The organism is Asaccharospora irregularis DSM 2635 (genome assembly GCF_900129815.1).
GTDB lineage: Bacteria > Bacillota > Clostridia > Peptostreptococcales > Peptostreptococcaceae > Asaccharospora > Asaccharospora irregularis.
On the sequence record NZ_FQWX01000019.1, the window covers coordinates 21,457 to 39,806 of the forward strand.

The window sequence follows — 18,350 nt, forward strand, 5'->3', positions numbered from 1 at the left end:
TTGATGGAAATATAATTTATATAGAAAGATGAGGTGAGAACAATGAATTTTAATCATACCTTAGAGTTAACTCAATCTCAGAAATTAGTAATGACTACTCAGCTTAAACAATCACTAGCAATATTAAATATGAGTAAGTTGGAGTTAGAAGATGAGATAAAAAGAGAAGCCGAAGTTAATCCACTAATAGAAATAGAAAAAAGTAGTGAGATAAATTGGGAAGAGTATATAAAACATATGGAAAAGTCACGAAGGATAGAAAAAAGCGAAGTAAATTACAATCCTGAAAATGAAGTTAATTTAGAAAATATGGTGAGGTATTCATCAAACATATATGAACATCTAAAATTCCAAATAAGTTTGTACAGATTAGATAAAAAAGAACTGGAAGTTTGTGAGTATATTATAGATAGTTTGGATGAGGATGGATATTTAAGAACAGATGAAAAAGAAATAATTGACGTTTTAAATATAGATAAAGATACTTTTTATAATTGTCTAAATAGTGTTCAACAATTAGAGCCGACTGGGGTAGGGGCTAGAAACCTCTCGGAGTGTCTGATAATACAAATGCACAGTTTGGGAATATATAATGAAGTATTAGAGGAGATAGTAAGAACCGATTTAAATTTAATAGGAAGTAATAAGTACAAAGATATAAGCAAGAAATATGATATTTCACTGCAAAGATGTGTTGAACTTATAAGTATAATAAAAAACCTTGATCCAAAACCAGGGAGAACTTGTTCTGTAGAAAAAAGTGTGTATATACAGCCCGATGTAATAGTGGAAAAAATAGAAGGTGAATTTGTTGTATATCTAAATGAAAAGGATTCATATCAAATAAAGATAAATAATTATTACAAAGAAATATTAAAAAGTTCGCAATCAGATGAAAGGGCAAAAGAGTTTATAAAGGAAAGACTGAACTCAGCCACAGGATTAATGAAAAATATAGAGAGTAGAAAACATACGGTTCTTAGAATAGCAGAGCAAATAGTAAAGGCCCAAGAAAGCTTTTTAAGAAAAGGAATTAAGCATATAAAGCCATTAAAAATGAAGGAAATAGCTGAAAAGCTTGAATGTCATGAATCTACTATTAGTAGAGGTGTAAATGGAAAATATATGCTAACGCCATTTGGAGTCTTTGAGCTTAAATACTTTTTTAGTAGTGCTATTGAAACTGAGTACAGTGGAATGGCTTCTAGCACAAGCATAAAAAAAATCATAGAGGAAACAATAAAAAACGAAAATAAGAAAAAACCTTTAAGTGATGATAATATATCCAAAATTTTAAAGAGTAGCGGTATAAACGTTGCAAGGAGAACAGTTGCAAAGTATAGAGAAGAGTTGGGGATTTTATCTTCTACAAGAAGAAAAGAATATTAAATATGTAAAAATAAATAAATTATTATAAAAACTATTGAAATATATATACTATTCCTATAAAATAAAATTATCTTGTGGGACTTAAAAAATCTCTAGGGACATAAAAAGTCCCGATGAAAAAGAGAAACAAGGAGTACATTATGAATAAATTATTAGAGATTCAAAAAAAAATAATACCACAAGCTATTGAACTTATGGAAAAAAGATATTCTATATTAAGACAGATATCTTTAAGTGAACCAATAGGTAGGCGAACGTTATCTAATGTATTAGAAATAAGCGAAAGAATAATAAGGTCGGAAACAGAAGTTCTAAAAGAACAAGGTCTTATAGATGTAGCAGTATCTGGAATGACTATAACTGAAGAGGGCTTAGATTTACTAGAGAAGTTAAAGGATATTATGAATGACATAATGGGATTATCTAGACTTCAAGATAAGATAAAAAGTAAACTAGGTATCAAAAAAGTCATATTAGTTCCAGGAAGCTTTGATGAAAACGAAAGTATACTAAAAGATGTAGCAAGATGTGGTTCAGAATATTTTTTAGATATTTTAAAAGACGGAGATATAGTATCAATAACAGGTGGTAGCACAATGTTGGAATTTGCTAAGAGCATAAAGACAGATAAAAAGTACCACAATTCTACTGTAGTTCCAGCAAGAGGTAGTATGGGAACTGATGTTGATACACAATCTAATAGTATAGTGGCCATAACTAGCAAAAAATTAGGATCTAACTACGAACTACTTAACATACCTGATGAATTAGATATAAGTGCTATGAATACACTTATAAAAGTGCCTGAGATTAAATCAACACTAGATTATATTGAAAAGACTGACATTTTAGTTTTTAGTATAGGTAGGGCTGATGTAATGGCTAAGAGAAGAAAACTTCCTCAGGATAAAATTGAAGAAATAATGTCGAAAAATGCTGTAGGTGAAGCATTCGGTTATTATTTCAACAGGGATGGAGAAATAGTATATAAGTTAAATACTGTCGGTATTAATCTAGAAACGTTTAAAAATACAAAAGAAACTATTGCCATATTTGCGGGGACAGAGAAAGCTGAGGCATTTTTATCGGTATCAAATGTAAATAAAAACATAGTTTTGATAACAGATGAAAAAAGTGCCTATAAGATACTCTCACTGACATAAGTTGAAATTATAAAGTCGATAACTAGCAGTTGCTAAAAAATATATAGACAAAAGACATTATAGGAGGTAGCAAGATGGTTAAAGTAGCTATAAACGGTTTTGGTAGAATAGGAAGATTAGCTTTAAGAAGAATGATAGAACAAACTGATAAATTCCAGGTTGTTGCGATAAATGATTTAACAGATGCAAAAACTTTGGCTCATTTATTTAAATATGATACAGCCCAAGGAAGATTTAATGGTGAGATAAAAGTTAAAGATGGAGGCTTTGTAGTTAATGGACAAGAAATAAAGGTTACTGCAGAGAGAAACCCAGCAGATTTACCATGGAAGGAACTTGGAGTTGATATAGTATTAGAATGTACTGGATTTTTTACTTCAAAAGAAAAAGCAAGTCTTCATATAGAAGCAGGAGCTAAAAAGGTTGTTATATCAGCACCAGCTACAGGAGATATAAAAACAGTGGTTTTCAATACTAATAGCGATATATTAGATGGGACTGAAACAGTTATATCAGGTGCATCTTGTACAACTAACTGCTTAGCGCCAATGGCTAAAGTATTAAATGATAAGTATGGAATACAAAAAGGTTTGATGACTACTATCCATGCCTACACTAATGACCAAAATACTTTAGATGGACCTCACGGCAAAGGTGATTTAAGAAGAGGTAGAGCAGCAGCAGGAAATATAGTTCCTAATACTACAGGAGCCGCTAAAGCTATAGGTTTAGTTATACCAGAATTAAAAGGTAAGTTAGATGGATCAGCTCAAAGAGTTCCGGTTATAACAGGATCATTGACAGAATTAGTTTGTACATTAGACAAAAATGTTACAGTTGAGGAAATAAATGAAGCTATGAAAGCTGCTTCAAACGAATCATTTGGATATACGGATGAAGAGTTGGTATCTTCTGATATAATAGGTATAACTTATGGATCATTATTTGATGCTACCCAAACAAAGGTTATGGATGTAGGAGGACAACAGTTAGTTAAAGTTGTTTCTTGGTATGACAATGAAATGTCTTATACATCTCAGTTAATAAGAACTTTGGCATATTTTGCTCAATTATCTAAGTAATTATAAGTCCGAGCTTGTAGTTTGACGCTACGGCTTGGACTTTAAATATTTATAGAGTAATTTAAATTTAATACAATTTATATAATTTTTTGAAAAAAATGTAACATATTATATGTAAAAATCTATAAAAATGATATACTTAATATGAAAAAATATTGAATGTAGCATACTTAATTTATGAAAAAGGATTTTTGAGAGGAGATATAGGATGTCAATGCTTAACAAAAAAACAATCGAAGATATTAATGTACATGGAAAAAAAGTATTAGTTAGATGTGATTTTAATGTTCCTTTAAAGGACGGTATCATAACAGATGAGAACAGATTAAATGGAGCATTACCTACTATAAAGTACTTATTAGATAATGGAGCAAAAGTTATATTATGCTCACACCTAGGAAAACCAAAAGGGGAAGCAAAGCCAGAGTTATCTTTAGCTCCTGTAGCAAAAAGATTATCTGAGATGTTAAATAAAGAAGTAGTATTTGCAGCTGATGACAATGTTGTAGGAGAAAATGCTAAGGCTGCTGTAGAAAAAATGGAAAATGGAGATATAATATTACTTCAAAATACTAGATACAGAAAAGAAGAAACTAAAAACGAAGAGAATTATTCAAAAGAGCTTGCATCTTTAGCAGATATATTTGTAAATGATGCATTTGGAACTGCACATAGAGCTCATTGTTCTACAGTAGGAGCAGGAGAATTTTTAGATGAAAGAGCTTGTGGATACTTAATTCAAAAGGAATTAAAATTCTTAGGAGAGGCTGTTGCAAATCCAGTAAGACCTTTTACTGCAATACTTGGAGGAGCAAAAGTTTCTGATAAAATAGCTGTTATAAATGAATTATTAGAAAAAGTAGACAACCTAATAATAGGTGGAGGAATGGCATATACATTCCTAAAAGCTCAAGGGTACGAAATAGGTACTTCTTTAGTTGAAGAAGACAAAGTTGACTATGCAAAAGAAATGATGGAAAAGGCTAAGGCCAAAAGGGTTAATTTCCTACTTCCAATAGACAATGCAGTGTCTGATAAATTTGCAGACTCTACACCGGTTATAACTGAAGATGCAAACATACCACAAGGGCATATGGGACTTGATATAGGACCAAAAACTATAGAAACTTATGTAAATACTGTAAATAAATCTAAGACAATAGTATGGAACGGACCAATGGGAGTTTTTGAATTCTCTAATTTTGCTAAAGGTACATTAGCAGTTGCCAAGGCTATGGCAGAATTGACAGATGCTACTACAGTAATAGGTGGTGGAGACAGTGCAGCTGCAGTTAATCAATTAGGATTTGGAGATAAGATGACTCATGTATCTACTGGCGGAGGTGCTTCTTTGGAATTCTTAGAAGGAAAAGAATTACCTGGTATAGTAGCACTAGATAATAAATAAGACTAGATATTATAATATAAATATGTAAAGATTACTATTTATAGTGCAACAAGTTTAAATATAATAAATGTTGTATAAGGAGAGAAATAATATGAGAAAACCTATAATAGCTGGAAATTGGAAGATGCATAAAACTATAAAAGAAGCTTTAGAATTTGTGAATGAAGTTAAAGGGAATGTAAATAATACAGATGTAGAAGCTGTTATATGCGCACCTTTTACACTATTAAAAGATTTAAAAGAAGCTACAAAGGGAACTAATATAAAAATAGGTGCCCAAAATATGCACTTTGAAGAAAAAGGTGCTTTTACAGGAGAAGTATCTCCTCTTATGCTAAAAGAAATAGAGATGGACTATGTTATATTAGGACATTCAGAGAGAAGACAATACTTCGCTGAAACTAATGAAACAGTAAACAAAAAAGTATTAAAGGCTTTAGAAGTAGGTATAAATCCAATAGTTTGCTGTGGAGAAACTTTAGAACAAAGAGAATCTGGAAAAACTAAAGAAATATGTAAGCTTCAGATTGAAAAAGCTTTAGAGAATGTATCTAAAGAAGATTTACACAAGGTTGTTATAGCTTATGAACCTATTTGGGCTATAGGAACAGGAAAAACAGCTACAGCAGAAGACGCAAACGATGTTATATCTTACATAAGAGAAGTTGTAGCAGGTTTATACCAAGAATTAGCAAATGAAGTTAGAATTCAATATGGAGGAAGTGTAAAGCCTTCAAATGTGGCTGAGATAATGGGCCAAAGCGATATAGATGGGGCTTTAGTTGGAGGGGCTAGTTTGGCTAGTGATGACTACTTAAAGCTTGTCAATTTCTAAGGAGTGGAATAAATGAAAAAACCAGTTGCTTTAATCATCATGGATGGTTTTGGATATACTAAAAACAAAAAAGGAAATGCAATATTAGAGGCTAATACTCCTAATTTAGATAATATAATAAAACAATATCCAAATACTTTAATAAAAGCTAGTGGTCTTGATGTAGGATTGCCAGATGGACAAATGGGTAACTCAGAAGTGGGTCATACAAACATAGGTGCAGGTAGAATAGTATATCAAGATTTAACTAGAATAACAAAATCAATAGAAGATGGCAGTTTCTTTAAAAACGAAGTATTGTGCCAGGCTATGGAAAATGCAAAAGATAAAGCACTTCATCTAATGGGATTATTGTCAGATGGAGGAGTACATTCGCATATAGATCACCTAAAAGCCTTAATAAAAATGGCAAATGAAAAAGGTGTAAAAAAAGTATATGTCCATGCATTTACGGATGGAAGAGATACAGATCCAAAGAGTGCAATAGGTTATGCTAAACAAATCGAAGATTTAATGATAGAAACTGGAACTGGAGAATTTGCTACAGTATCTGGTAGATATTATGCAATGGATAGAGATAAAAGATGGGAAAGAATACAACTTGCATATGAGGCAATGTCAGAAGGCAAGGGTCAAACAGCGCAGTCTATTATAGATGCTATCCAAAAATCTTATGATAGTGATAAAAATGATGAGTTTATATTACCTACAGTTATATTAAAAGATAAAAAACCTGTGGCAACTATAAATGAAGATGATTCAGTTGTATTTTTTAACTTTAGACCAGATAGAGCTAGACAGATAACAAGAGCATTGACATGCAATGAATTCGTTGGATTTGATAGACCTTGTAAAAACTTATTTTTTGTGTGTTTAACTGAGTACGATATAACTATAAAAGAAGTTAATATAGCATATGGACCTCAGTCTTTGGCAAATACATTAGGTGAGTATTTAGCTAAAAATGGAAAAGTTCAGCTGAGGGCAGCAGAAACAGAAAAATATGCTCATGTTACTTTCTTCTTTAATGGAGGAGTAGAAGAGCCAAATAAGGGAGAAGAGAGACTACTAATACCATCTCCAAAGGTTGCAACTTATGATTTACAACCTGAAATGTCTGCTGATGAACTTACTACAAAAGTACTTGAAAAAATAGAACAAGATAAATTTGATTTTATAGTTGTAAACTATGCAAATCCTGATATGGTTGGACATACAGGAAAGATGGATGCTGCTATTAAAGCAGTAGAAAAAGTAGATAGTTGTGTAGGGAAGTTGATAGATAAATTAAATGAAATTGGTGGAAATGCAATAATAACTGCTGACCATGGAAATGCAGAGTATATGATAGATATTGATACAGAAAAGACTGTAACAGCTCACTCTATAAATCCAGTTCCATTTATAGTAACAGGAGAAGAGTTTAAGAATGCTAAGTTGTTAGACTCTGGAAGACTTTCAGATATTGCACCAACTATACTTGATATGATGAATTTAGACAAACCAGAGGAGATGTCTGGACATTCATTAATAGTTAGATAGTACCTAAAATAATATAAAATTTTACAAATTTACCCATCAATAAATTTGAATGTAATATAATATATAAGTGTTTAAAATACCAAATCAAAAAATAATAATCTATTACAAACTGAAGGGAGATACATATTATGTCAGCTATTGAATTAGTATACGCAAGAGAAGTATTAGACTCAAGAGGAAACCCAACTGTTGAGGTTGAAGTTATTTTAGAAAGTGGAACTGTTGGTAGAGCTATAGTACCATCAGGGGCATCAACAGGAGCTTTTGAGGCAGTTGAATTAAGAGATGGTGACAAAGGAAGATACTTAGGAAAAGGTGTTGAAACAGCTGTTGCCAACGTAAATGAAGTATTAGCTCCAGAACTAGAGGGAATGGATCCATTTGACCAACCAGGAATAGATGGGTTAATGATAGAGTTAGATGGAACTCCAAACAAAGGTAAATTAGGAGCAAATGCAATATTAGGTGTTTCTATGGCTGTAGCTAGAGCTGCTGCTGAAGAAATAGGTTTACCATTATTCCAATACATAGGTGGAGTAAATGCTAAACAATTACCAGTACCAATGATGAACATATTAAATGGTGGAGAGCATGCAGACAATAACGTTGATGTTCAAGAATTCATGATATTACCAGTTGGGGCTGAGTCATTTAGAGAAGGATTAAGAATGGGTGCAGAGGTATTCCACTCTCTAAAGAAAGTTTTAGCTGAAAGAGGATTAGCTTGTGGTGTAGGTGATGAGGGTGGATTTGCTCCAAACCTAGATTCAAATAGAGAAGCATTAGAATTAATAGTTGAGGCTATATCTAAGGCTGGATATGAACCAGGAAAAGACGTTATGTTAGGACTTGACGTTGCTGCTACAGAAATGTACAATAAGGAAACTAAAAAATACGTTTTAGCTGGAGAAGGAAAAGAATTAACAGCTGAGCAAATGGTTGAATTATATGAAGATTGGTCAACTAACTTCCCAATAATAACTATAGAAGATGGTTTAGATGAAGAAGATTGGGATGGATGGAAATTATTAACTGAAAAATTAGGAAGCAAATTACAATTAGTTGGAGATGACTTATTTGTAACTAATACAGAGAGACTAGAAAAAGGAATAGAATCTGGTGTTGCTAATTCTATATTAATAAAAGTTAATCAAATAGGTACTATAACTGAGACTTTAGATGCTATAGAAATGGCTAAGAGAGCTGGATATACTGCAGTTATATCTCATAGATCAGGGGAAACAGAAGATACTACTATAGCTGACTTAGCTGTAGCTGTAAATGCTGGACAAATAAAAACTGGTGCTCCATCAAGAACTGATAGAGTTGCTAAATACAATCAATTATTAAGAATAGAAGAAATAGTTGGAGATTCTGCTAGATACTGCGGATTAAAATCTTTCTATAACTTAAAAAAATAATTTGTTTTAAAGAGTATAGTTGGAGTTTTGATTAATGATTAGAGTTAGAATCATTAATCAAAACTCCTTTTTAAATTGGGGTTGTAGTATCTCCTTATGAATTAAATAGAAGTATTAAGCATATAACGTTATAATGAAGTAGAAGTTTATAATTTTTCTAAAGAAATAAAAGCTAAAGCTGTGTTTAATTGAGGGGGATTTTATGAAAAAGAAAAATAAAAAAATTAACATTAAGGATATGTTAATTAAAGTGGTTTTACTTATAGTTATGATGTTGACTGGGGCTGTAATTGGAGTCAAGATGGTTGAAAAATCTAACTTAGAGGGTAATAGTATATTAGAGTTAGTTCTTGTTTTTACTGTATTTTATATGGCATTTATAATTCAGATTATCTTACATGAATTAGGCCATTTAATATTTGGGCTTCTGTCTGGATATGAATTTATATCATTTAGGATATTTAGCTTAACTTTTGTAAAAGAAAATGGAAAACTAGCCATAAAAAAATTTAGTTTAGCCGGTACGGCTGGGCAATGCCTTATGATGCCAAGGGAAGATAGTTATGAAGATTATCCGTACATTCTGTATAATCTAGGCGGTATACTGATGAATTTAATATTAGTAATTGGGTCTTTTATAATTTATAGTATCCCTAAGGATAGTAAGTATGTTGATATGGTATTAATTTCTCTTATTGGAAGTGGTATTATAACACTTATTACTAATGGTATTCCTATGAAAATAGGTGGGGTTGCCAATGACGGGTATAACTTAGTATCAATGATAAAAAATAAATTCAATAGATATTGTTTTTATATACAGCTAAAGGTAAATGGACTTATGAGTAGAGGAATAAGAGTAAAGGATATGCCTACAGAGTGGTTTATAAATGACTGGGAACTTGATTTTAGCAATCCTTTAGCTACTAGTATAAAATGTATTGAAGCAGCTTATTATCATGATAGATTAGAGTTTGATAAGGCTAGGGAGTGTTATGAATTTTTAATAAATTATACTCCGAAAATAGCTAAATTATATGAAAATGAAATCACGTGTGAGTTACTTTTTTATGAGATAATAGGTGAGAAAAGTGAAGAAAAAATAAATGAATTATATACAAAAGAGTTAAAATCATACATAAAAGCAAGCAAAGGGCATATAAGCAAAATGAGAATAATGTATGCCTACAATTTAATTATAGAAAAAGATATTAATAAAGCTAAAGAGATGTTAAATCAAATTAAAAAGGCCGAGAAAACATACCCTATTAAATCAGAAATCGAAAGTGAACTTGAGATAGTTGAGTTTATAAAAGATAATTATATAGACTAAGCGAATATTTTATAAAAATAATAATCTGAAAGTGATAATCTGAAATTAATAGTATAAGAATAATAATCTAAAAATAATAATCTGAAATTAATCTATAATATAATGGTTTTAAAAAATTAATGAATTTTGAAAATATATTCTAGATTATGTCTATAATAATAATGGAAATATTGAATAAAATATTCTGTTATGATACACTAAAGTTTAGATAAAATTAAAAGCTAGATATTTAGGAGGGTTACAAATGAGCAAGATCTTAATGGGCGTGCAAATGTTGCTAGCTGTAATACTTGTATGTAGCATCATGCCTCAAGATACTAAGAGTGCAGCACCTTCACAATTCGGTGGAGAAGGTACCCAAAGCTACTTTAAGCCAAAAGGTAAACAAGCATTTCTTTCTAAGATAACAAAAATAACATCAGTATTATTCTTTTTAAATGCAATAGCGTTACTTTTAGTTAAGTAATTAATTTAGGTGACCGGCCATCATTTAAATTAGTTTAGAAATTGTATTTAAAGTATTCACAAATTAAATTTAGTTTTTGAATTAAAGATTAAAAGGGCAGCTTACAGGAAAAATCTGTTTGCTGTCCTTTTTTAGACTTTTCTCGGGAAATAATTGTAAAAATATTGTTAGAAATTTACTATATATTATAAAATATAGAAAATTATGTTAAGATTGTATAATAGAGAAAATGGAAACAATATATTATAGTTAAATTGAACATAATATATAATATAGAATATTTAAAACTCAAAAATGAATAACATATTTTTAGATTTATTAAATAGTACTTAATTTAAAATCAAAAAAGATAATATAAAAATAATTAATAATTTAGGAGGGCGTAATGGTAGAAGGATTAAAAGAACGATTAATCGGTTTAATAAATGATGAAGCATATAATCCTCTAAAAAAAGAAGAACTAGCTTCAATTTTTGATATACACTCATCAGAAATGCCTATGTTTTATAATTTTTTAGATGAACTAGAAGAAGATGGATATATATGCAAGACTAAAAAAGGAAAAGTATTATCTCCAAATCAGATGGGATATTTTGTAGGAAAATTTGTATCTCATAGAAAAGGTTTTGGGTTTGTAGAGTCTGATGCAGAATATACACAAGATTTATTTATACCATCATCTGATATAAATGGAGCTATGCATAATGATAGAGTTATGGCTGAAATAGTAGTTCCAGCTACAGATGAGAAAAGAGCAGAAGGTAAGATAGTAAAAGTTATCCAAAGAGAAGTAACACAAGTAGTAGGAGTATTTAAACCAAGCAAGACCTTTGGTTTTGTAATACCAGACAACAAGAAATTTAATAAGGACATATATATACCAAAAAAATATTTTAGTGGTGCCAAGGAAAATGATAAGGTAGTTTGTGAAATTACAGTATGGCCAATAGAAGATAGAAAAGCTGAGGGTAAAATTATAGAAGTTTTAGGTCAAAAGGGAGAAAGAGGAGTAGAAATAGAATCTATAATCAGAGAACATGGTCTGCCTGAAGAATTCCCTAAGAAAGTTTTAGAAGAAGCAGAGTTTGTGGCAGTTGAAATCCCAGAAGACGAGGTAGAGAGAAGACTTGATTTAAGGGACCTAAAAACATTTACAATAGATGGAGAAGATGCAAAAGACTTAGACGATGCAGTATCAATAGAAGTATTGCCAAATGGTAACTTTAAGCTTGGTGTTCATATAGCGGACGTCACACATTATGTAAGAGAAAAAAGTAAACTAGATAAAGAAGCCCTAAAAAGAGCTACATCAGTTTATTTAGTAGACAAGGTAATCCCTATGCTACCTAAGACTCTTTCAAACGGTGTATGCAGTTTAAACCCATTTGAAGATAAACTTACATTGTCGATATTTATGGAAATAGATCACAAAGGTAAAGTTGTAAAATACGATATAAAAGAAAGTATAATAAACTCAAAAGCAAGAATGACCTACACAGAGGTATCAGATATATTAGAAAATGACGATGAAAAATTAAAACAGACTTTTTCTAATTTAGTGGAAGAATTTAAAAATGCAGAAAAGTTAGCTAGAATTTTAATGGAGAGAAGAAATAAAAGAGGCGCAATAGATTTTGACTTCCCAGAAGCAAAAATAATCTTAAACAAAGATGGAGAAGTAGTAGATATAAAACACTACGAAAGAAGAATATCAAATAAAATAATAGAAGAATTTATGCTTGTAAGTAATGAGACAATAGCAGAACATTATTTCTGGTTGGGAACTCCATTTGTATATAGAGTCCATGAAACTCCAACATCAGAAAAGATGGAAAAATTAAGCCAATTTATAGCTACATTTGGCTACTCTATAAAGGGAGATATGGAAGAAGTTCATCCAAAAGCACTACAAGCAATAATCTCTCAAATAAAGGGCAAAAAAGAAGAAGAGGTAATAAGTACAATAATGCTTCGTTCGCTAAAACAAGCTAGATATTCACCAGAATGTATAGGTCACTTTGGACTTGCAGCTAAGTATTATAGCCACTTCACTTCCCCAATAAGAAGATATCCTGATTTACAGATTCATAGGATAATAAAAGAACATTTAAATAATAAAATTTCGCCAAAAAGACAAGAACAACTTACTACTATAGTCGATTATGCATCAACTCAATCCTCAGAAAAAGAAAGAAAAGCAGAGTTAGCAGAAAGAGATGTTCATGACTTCTACAAATGTATGTATATGAAGGATAAGATTGGCGAAGAGTACGATGGTATTGTCTCTAGTGTAACTTCATTCGGGCTTTTCGTAGAACTACACAATACTGTTGAGGGTCTTATAAGGCTAGCAAATATGAATGATGATTATTATATTTACGATGAGATGACTTACACAGTAATTGGTGAGAGAACTAAGAAAACCTATAAAATAGGAGATACTGTCAGAATAAAAGTAGACAGTGTTAACGTAGATTTTAGAGAAATAGATTTTGAATTACTAGAAAAAATAGACGAAGAAGATGAAGAAAAAAATTAATAAGTATTACTTTTAATGATGTTAATTTAATTTAAATTAAGTTCTATATTTATTTAAATGGCATATTTATTTAATAGTATATTTATTTAAGTGATATGTTAATTTAAGGGTATCAAATTATGTATTAGGCAAAGAACTAATATAGCTTGATACCTTTTTTGATGAATAAATTTAGAATACAATAATAAATCTAACTAATAAAATAAATAATTTATGCTTATATACTTTATTTATGCTTATATACTTTATTTATCTTACTAAATGTATATTATACTTAGAAAGCTATAATTTTAAAATTATTTCAATAATATAAATAAAAAAAATCTTATGAATTATAATTGTTGTCGTAAAAAAACGAAGGAAAAATAGCAAAAAATAGAGGTTTTAGTGTTATCATAGAAAAGGATAAATCATTAAAAAGGGGGAGCAAAATTATGGAACAAAAAGCAAAACATCCAATGGGGCTTTGGTTGGCGAATATATCAATCGCACTTCAAAGTTATGCAGGATATGCAGTATCATCTGTATTGATACTATTTTTCACAACAGACATTAGTCAAAATGGACTAGGCCTAAGTGTATCAAAGGCTGCAGCTATTATAGGACTATACCAAGGTATAAACTACATGGGATCTTTAGTAGGTGGGTATATTTCTGATAGATGGTTGGGAATTCAAAAATCTCTTATACTAGGATCTTTTATAACAGCATGTGGATACCTGGTACTATTTTTCGCAAAACCTAACATGTTAAATATATGGGCAGGGTTATTGGTTTTAATAGTTGCAGGGGCTTTCTTTAAAGGTCAAATAAGTTCACTTGTAGGATCTTTGTATAAGCAAAATGAATTATCAAGAAAAGATGCAGCATACAGTATTTTTTATATGTTTGTAAACATAGGATCATTCTTTGGACCGATTCTAGCAGGTTTAGTTTCAGACAAGTGGTTTGCATCAGTAAACGCTCAAGGTGAAATACAAGCATATGGATATAAGTATATATTCCTAATGGCAGCTATAGTAATGCTAATAGTATGTACTTTACTTATAGTATTATCTCCAAAATGGTTAGGGGAAAAAGCAAAATATCCAGTTAACAAGAAAAGTAGCAATACTGTTAAAGAAGAAAATACTGCTGCTTTAACAACATTAGAAAAAAACAGATTAAAAGCATTAGGAGTTATGTTTGTATTTGTAGTTTTATTCTGGGCAGCATGGTATCAAACTGCAACATCTTTCTCACTATTATCTAATGAATTAGTAAATAGAAATATAGGAAGTTTTGTAATACCAGTTCCTTGGTTGACTTCTTTCAATGGAATACTATGTGTAGTTTTATCACCTATACTTGGTAGCCTATGGATTAAGCTTTCTAAAACAAAACGTGGGGACTTGTCTGTACCTGCTAAGATGGCTTTAGGAATGTTCCTAACTGCATCAGCATTCGTTACTATAATAATAGGACTAAACACTTTAGGTGGAGTTGTTGATGGAAGCAAACAGATGAGCTTAATATTTATCCTTTTGGCATATTTCTTATTAACGGTAGGGGAGTTATGTATATCACCAATAGGAATGGCTATGTTTAATAAACTAGCACCAGAAAAATATAGTTCACTTGCAATGGGAGCATGGTATATGAGTTTCTTCTTCTCAAACCTAATCTCAGGAAAAGTAGCTGGATTCACAGAAACAATGGGATACAGTACAATATTCTTAATAATAACGATAGTAGTAGCTGTTTTCGGAGTTTTATTAACTCTTATGAGAAAGAGATTAACAAAGTTAATGGCACTAGAAGAGTTTGATAAATAACAAATTATTCAACTAAGGCTTAATTTTTTAAGCCTTAGTTTTTATAATATATAGGAAATTTATTTTAAGTAGTCAATATAATGGCTAGTTGTGGCTAAGTTTTTACTATCTTTTTTATAAACATTTAAGGATTAAATGATAGTCAAACTTAAGTTAAGATAAATAAATTATAGCTTGATAAATAGATACAAGGAGTATATTTATCGGATATTTATAAATAATATGTATAGGGCATCAATTTTTCTTGATACTCATAAAAAAGAAGATAGATTAATATCGAATATATTTTGACACAAGTGTATTTATAATGAATATTTATATAGAAAGCTATAGATAATAGATAGGAAGTTATAAATAGTAAATATAAAGTTATAAATAAGAAATTATAGTATTATGTACTTATTAATATTATAAATACGATATACAAAATGGCATCAAATAGTAATCGGTATGGCAATATTGACTAATGTATAGGGATATGGTATATTTATATATTATATATGAAACTATATTTACCATAATCAATTTTATAAATTTAAACTTAATAATATGTATTTAGAGGTTTATTTGATGAAATTTATTTAGCGAATTAATGGATATATTCAAATGGTAAGTTGGCAAATATAGATTAAAAAATCATTGTATAGATTAATATATAATAGGTTAAGAAATTTTTAGTAAAGAAGGTGAACTTGTTGGCAGGTAAAAAGATATTAGCAACAAATAGAAAAGCTAGGCATGAATATTTCATAGAAGAAGTTTATGAGTGTGGAATAGAATTAAAAGGAACAGAAGTAAAATCAATTAGACAAGGCAAAGTAAACTTGAGTGATGGATTTGCATCTGTTGACAATGCCGAAGTTTATATAAAACAAGTTCATATCAGTCCTTACGAACAGGGGAATATTTTTAATGTAGATCCTCTAAGAACTAGGAAATTATTGCTTCATAAACACGAAATAAGAAAACTTATAGGTGCTACAACTATAAAAGGTTATTCACTTATACCACTTAGTATGTATTTAAAAAATGGTAAAGTGAAAGTAGAAATTGCTTTAGCAAAAGGTAAAAAACTTTATGACAAACGTCAAGACCTAGCTAAAAAGGATGCTCAAAGACGTATAGAAAGAGAAATTACAGGTAAATATTAAGGGATATAATTCGTAGACAAATGGTGCTATTTTACAAATGAGTAAAATCTTATATAAAGTATAAAAAATATGATAGTAATCTAAATATTTACATTGATTTTATATCTTAAAAGTATTATATTATATTTACGATAAAACTTAATATAAATGGTGAACAAAAAAAGTTTGCGAAATTCAAGTCTCAACGACTATAAACTACCACGGGGGCGTAAAGGTTTCGACGTGGGTTTGGAACTTGAGGTTGCGTGTCGTGTTACTCTGGGTCACGTAAAAACTGGGGAAAAAAACAAACGCAAACGATAATTACGCTTTAGCAGCCTAGTTGCTGCTCGTCCCGCCTAGCCCTCCTGCCGGCCGGGCCTGGACGTCATTTATGCAGGGAACTACTTTTTGGGTGTCTCGACTAAAAGTAGACTAATTGGGACTGGCCGATCATAAAGCTTGCCACTGGGCGTTATGTGAGGCGAGATTTTAAATCAGTTGGCTACACACGTAGATACAGCGAGGAAAGGACTTGCGGACAGGGGTTCGATTCCCCTCGTCTCCACCAATAATTTATATAATGAAGGAATTTGAACTATTTCAAGGTTTAAATTCCTTTTTTATTTGTCTAAATACCACAACTGTACCACAATTATAGTAAAGTAGTGTTTTATTTAAGAAAATGGTAGTAAAAGCAATGAACTTGTAATTGTATATTGATATGGTAAAATTTAGTTAAGGTAGAAATAAAGTTATGATATATGTATAAGTATTTGAATTTTATACAGAATACATGTAAATTAATTTAAAGTGTAGAGATAATGTAAATAAGGTCGGCTGTTAAGAGCTGTAAAGGAGATAATTATGAATCTTAAACAAAAACTAAAAGAAATTATTGAGGATAGTCCATTGTTTTATTTTAAAATTACAAGGGAAGAAAAATGGGCAAATGATATTATCCAAGGTAAACTGTTTATGAATACAATAAATTTTTACAAAAAATTGGAGAAAGAAGAAGGATTAAAAGGTCAAGGTGATAAAGATGAGCTAACAATAAAATTAAATCCTATAGATGCAACTATTATAGCAAAGGATAGAAAAGATGGTAGTGAATTAGCAAGGATACCAGTAGGAATGAAAAATTTAAATATAGAGTTTGATAATGATAAGAAAAAACCTGTATTTTGCATTATAGGAATTACATTGGATGATATGGAGATAGTTGAAGATGATGGAAATTTAATAAGATTGAAGCTAAATTTTAGTGAAAAAGAAATTGATAGATTGAAATCAGAATTTGGACAATACGTAGTATTTATTAAAGCATTTAGGTTTCAAGAAAAGCTTGAAAAATCATTAAACTCTTTGGGCATTAATTGGACATTAGATAAAGTTAATTACACTAATGAAAATATGAATAAAAGGTTAGAACTTACAAAAAACAATGACTTAAAAAGGTTCCTTTATAAAGACCCAGATTTTAAATACCAGAAAGAGTATCGTTTGATATTAGATGAAGACGTGGAAGATAATAAAATACTTGAAATAGAGAAAATTAGCAAGGATGATGGATTTTTAATTAATATAGACAGCTTATTAAACTTTGGTCTTGTGTATAATATAGATTGGTTAAATGGTTATTAAATTTAATTAAGTCCTTATTCGTAATATACAATTAAGGACTTAAAAAATATTTTTTGTATAAAAAAGATTTATAACGCAAATATATCATTCAGTTGTTCAACAGCATTAATCTTAACATCTTCCATGACATGAGTATAGATATCCATAGTCATGCTGATATCAGAATGTCCCATTAAAGCTTGAACCGTCTTAGGACTAACTCCAGCTTCAAATAATCGAGTAGCATAGGTATGTCTTAAAGTATGAAATGTAATTGGTTCAATATCTAATTTTTCCAAAGAGAGTGTAAATTGATTTGTGCTTTAGAGTAATTTCGCTCCTCTATAGCAATGTAATTTAATAATAATATTTGTAAGTTTGAATTAATTATTCATATTTTGGATATTTAATTCAAAAATGGTAAAACTAAATCTAGTGAAGTATATGTAATTTTTCAAAAGTACTTATCCTTCAACAAAATCTGAATATAGATTTTTTAAAATTTATATTCTACCATCAAAGAATATAGATAGTTGGTTATAAATACTATCCCAATTTCTATATCTCATAGTCCACTTTTTCATTATGTTTTGGCTTGCTAA

The 18,350-nt window shown here is 30.1% G+C and carries 14 protein-coding genes and 1 other RNA gene; 14 read left to right on the plus strand and 1 reads right to left on the minus strand.

Translation table 11 applies throughout. From position 1 onward, the window contains the following. Positions 1–42: 42 nt before the first annotated feature. The 14 genes from rpoN to BUB34_RS08510 all read left to right on the plus strand — a co-directional run bounded on the left by rpoN (position 43) and on the right by BUB34_RS08510 (position 17,769). The gene (gene rpoN, locus BUB34_RS08445; protein WP_073126421.1) at positions 43–1,389 is read left to right on the plus strand and encodes an RNA polymerase factor sigma-54; all 1,347 of its coding nucleotides are present in this window, start codon (positions 43–45) and stop codon (positions 1,387–1,389) included. 140 nt (positions 1,390–1,529) lie between these two features. Continuing rightward, the gene (locus BUB34_RS08450; RefSeq protein WP_073126422.1) at positions 1,530–2,552 is read left to right on the plus strand and encodes a sugar-binding transcriptional regulator; all 1,023 of its coding nucleotides are present in this window, start codon (positions 1,530–1,532) and stop codon (positions 2,550–2,552) included. A 74-nt stretch (positions 2,553–2,626) separates the two neighbouring features. After that, positions 2,627–3,634, plus strand: a complete 1,008-nt coding sequence (gap, locus tag BUB34_RS08455) for a type I glyceraldehyde-3-phosphate dehydrogenase (RefSeq protein WP_073126424.1) — start codon at positions 2,627–2,629, stop codon at positions 3,632–3,634. A 208-nt stretch (positions 3,635–3,842) separates the two neighbouring features. Then, on the plus strand, positions 3,843–5,042 hold the full coding sequence (locus BUB34_RS08460) for a phosphoglycerate kinase (protein ID WP_073126425.1): 1,200 nt from the start codon (positions 3,843–3,845) through the stop codon (positions 5,040–5,042). Between the two features lie 91 nt (positions 5,043–5,133). Then, entirely contained in the window at positions 5,134–5,877 is a 744-nt protein-coding gene (gene tpiA, locus BUB34_RS08465; protein ID WP_073126427.1) for a triose-phosphate isomerase, read from the plus strand. Between the two features lie 12 nt (positions 5,878–5,889). Next, complete coding sequence (gene gpmI, locus BUB34_RS08470) at positions 5,890–7,419, plus strand: 2,3-bisphosphoglycerate-independent phosphoglycerate mutase (protein WP_073126428.1); 1,530 nt, start codon at positions 5,890–5,892, stop codon at positions 7,417–7,419. Positions 7,420–7,547: 128 nt separating this feature from the next. After that, positions 7,548–8,840 (plus strand): phosphopyruvate hydratase, encoded by a 1,293-nt coding sequence (gene eno / locus BUB34_RS08475; protein ID WP_073126430.1) that lies wholly within the window; start codon positions 7,548–7,550, stop codon positions 8,838–8,840. A 202-nt stretch (positions 8,841–9,042) separates the two neighbouring features. Then, positions 9,043–10,173: a site-2 protease family protein gene (locus BUB34_RS08480; protein ID WP_073126432.1), complete on the plus strand. Its 1,131-nt coding sequence runs from the start codon at positions 9,043–9,045 to the stop codon at positions 10,171–10,173. 244 nt (positions 10,174–10,417) lie between these two features. Continuing rightward, on the plus strand, positions 10,418–10,639 hold the full coding sequence (secG, locus tag BUB34_RS08485; protein ID WP_073126434.1) for a preprotein translocase subunit SecG: 222 nt from the start codon (positions 10,418–10,420) through the stop codon (positions 10,637–10,639). A 385-nt stretch (positions 10,640–11,024) separates the two neighbouring features. Next, on the plus strand, positions 11,025–13,178 hold the full coding sequence (rnr, locus tag BUB34_RS08490; protein ID WP_073126435.1) for a ribonuclease R: 2,154 nt from the start codon (positions 11,025–11,027) through the stop codon (positions 13,176–13,178). A 434-nt stretch (positions 13,179–13,612) separates the two neighbouring features. Further along, positions 13,613–14,992, plus strand: coding sequence for a peptide MFS transporter (locus tag BUB34_RS08495; protein ID WP_242948860.1), 1,380 nt, complete (start codon positions 13,613–13,615; stop codon positions 14,990–14,992). Positions 14,993–15,687: 695 nt separating this feature from the next. Further along, a complete protein-coding gene (gene smpB, locus BUB34_RS08500; protein WP_073126439.1) occupies positions 15,688–16,143 on the plus strand; it encodes an SsrA-binding protein SmpB in 456 nt (151 codons plus the stop codon). 202 nt (positions 16,144–16,345) lie between these two features. Next, positions 16,346–16,693: a transfer-messenger RNA gene (gene ssrA / locus BUB34_RS08505) on the plus strand. A gap of 296 nt (positions 16,694–16,989) precedes the next feature. Beyond that, a complete protein-coding gene (locus BUB34_RS08510) occupies positions 16,990–17,769 on the plus strand; it encodes a hypothetical protein (protein ID WP_073126441.1) in 780 nt (259 codons plus the stop codon). 68 nt (positions 17,770–17,837) lie between these two features. Here the strand turns inward: BUB34_RS08510 and BUB34_RS08515 are convergent, their stop codons facing one another. Continuing rightward, on the minus strand, positions 17,838–18,047 hold the full coding sequence (locus BUB34_RS08515; protein WP_084120318.1) for a tyrosine-type recombinase/integrase: 210 nt from the start codon (positions 18,045–18,047) through the stop codon (positions 17,838–17,840). Between the last annotated feature and the right edge of the window lie 303 nt (positions 18,048–18,350).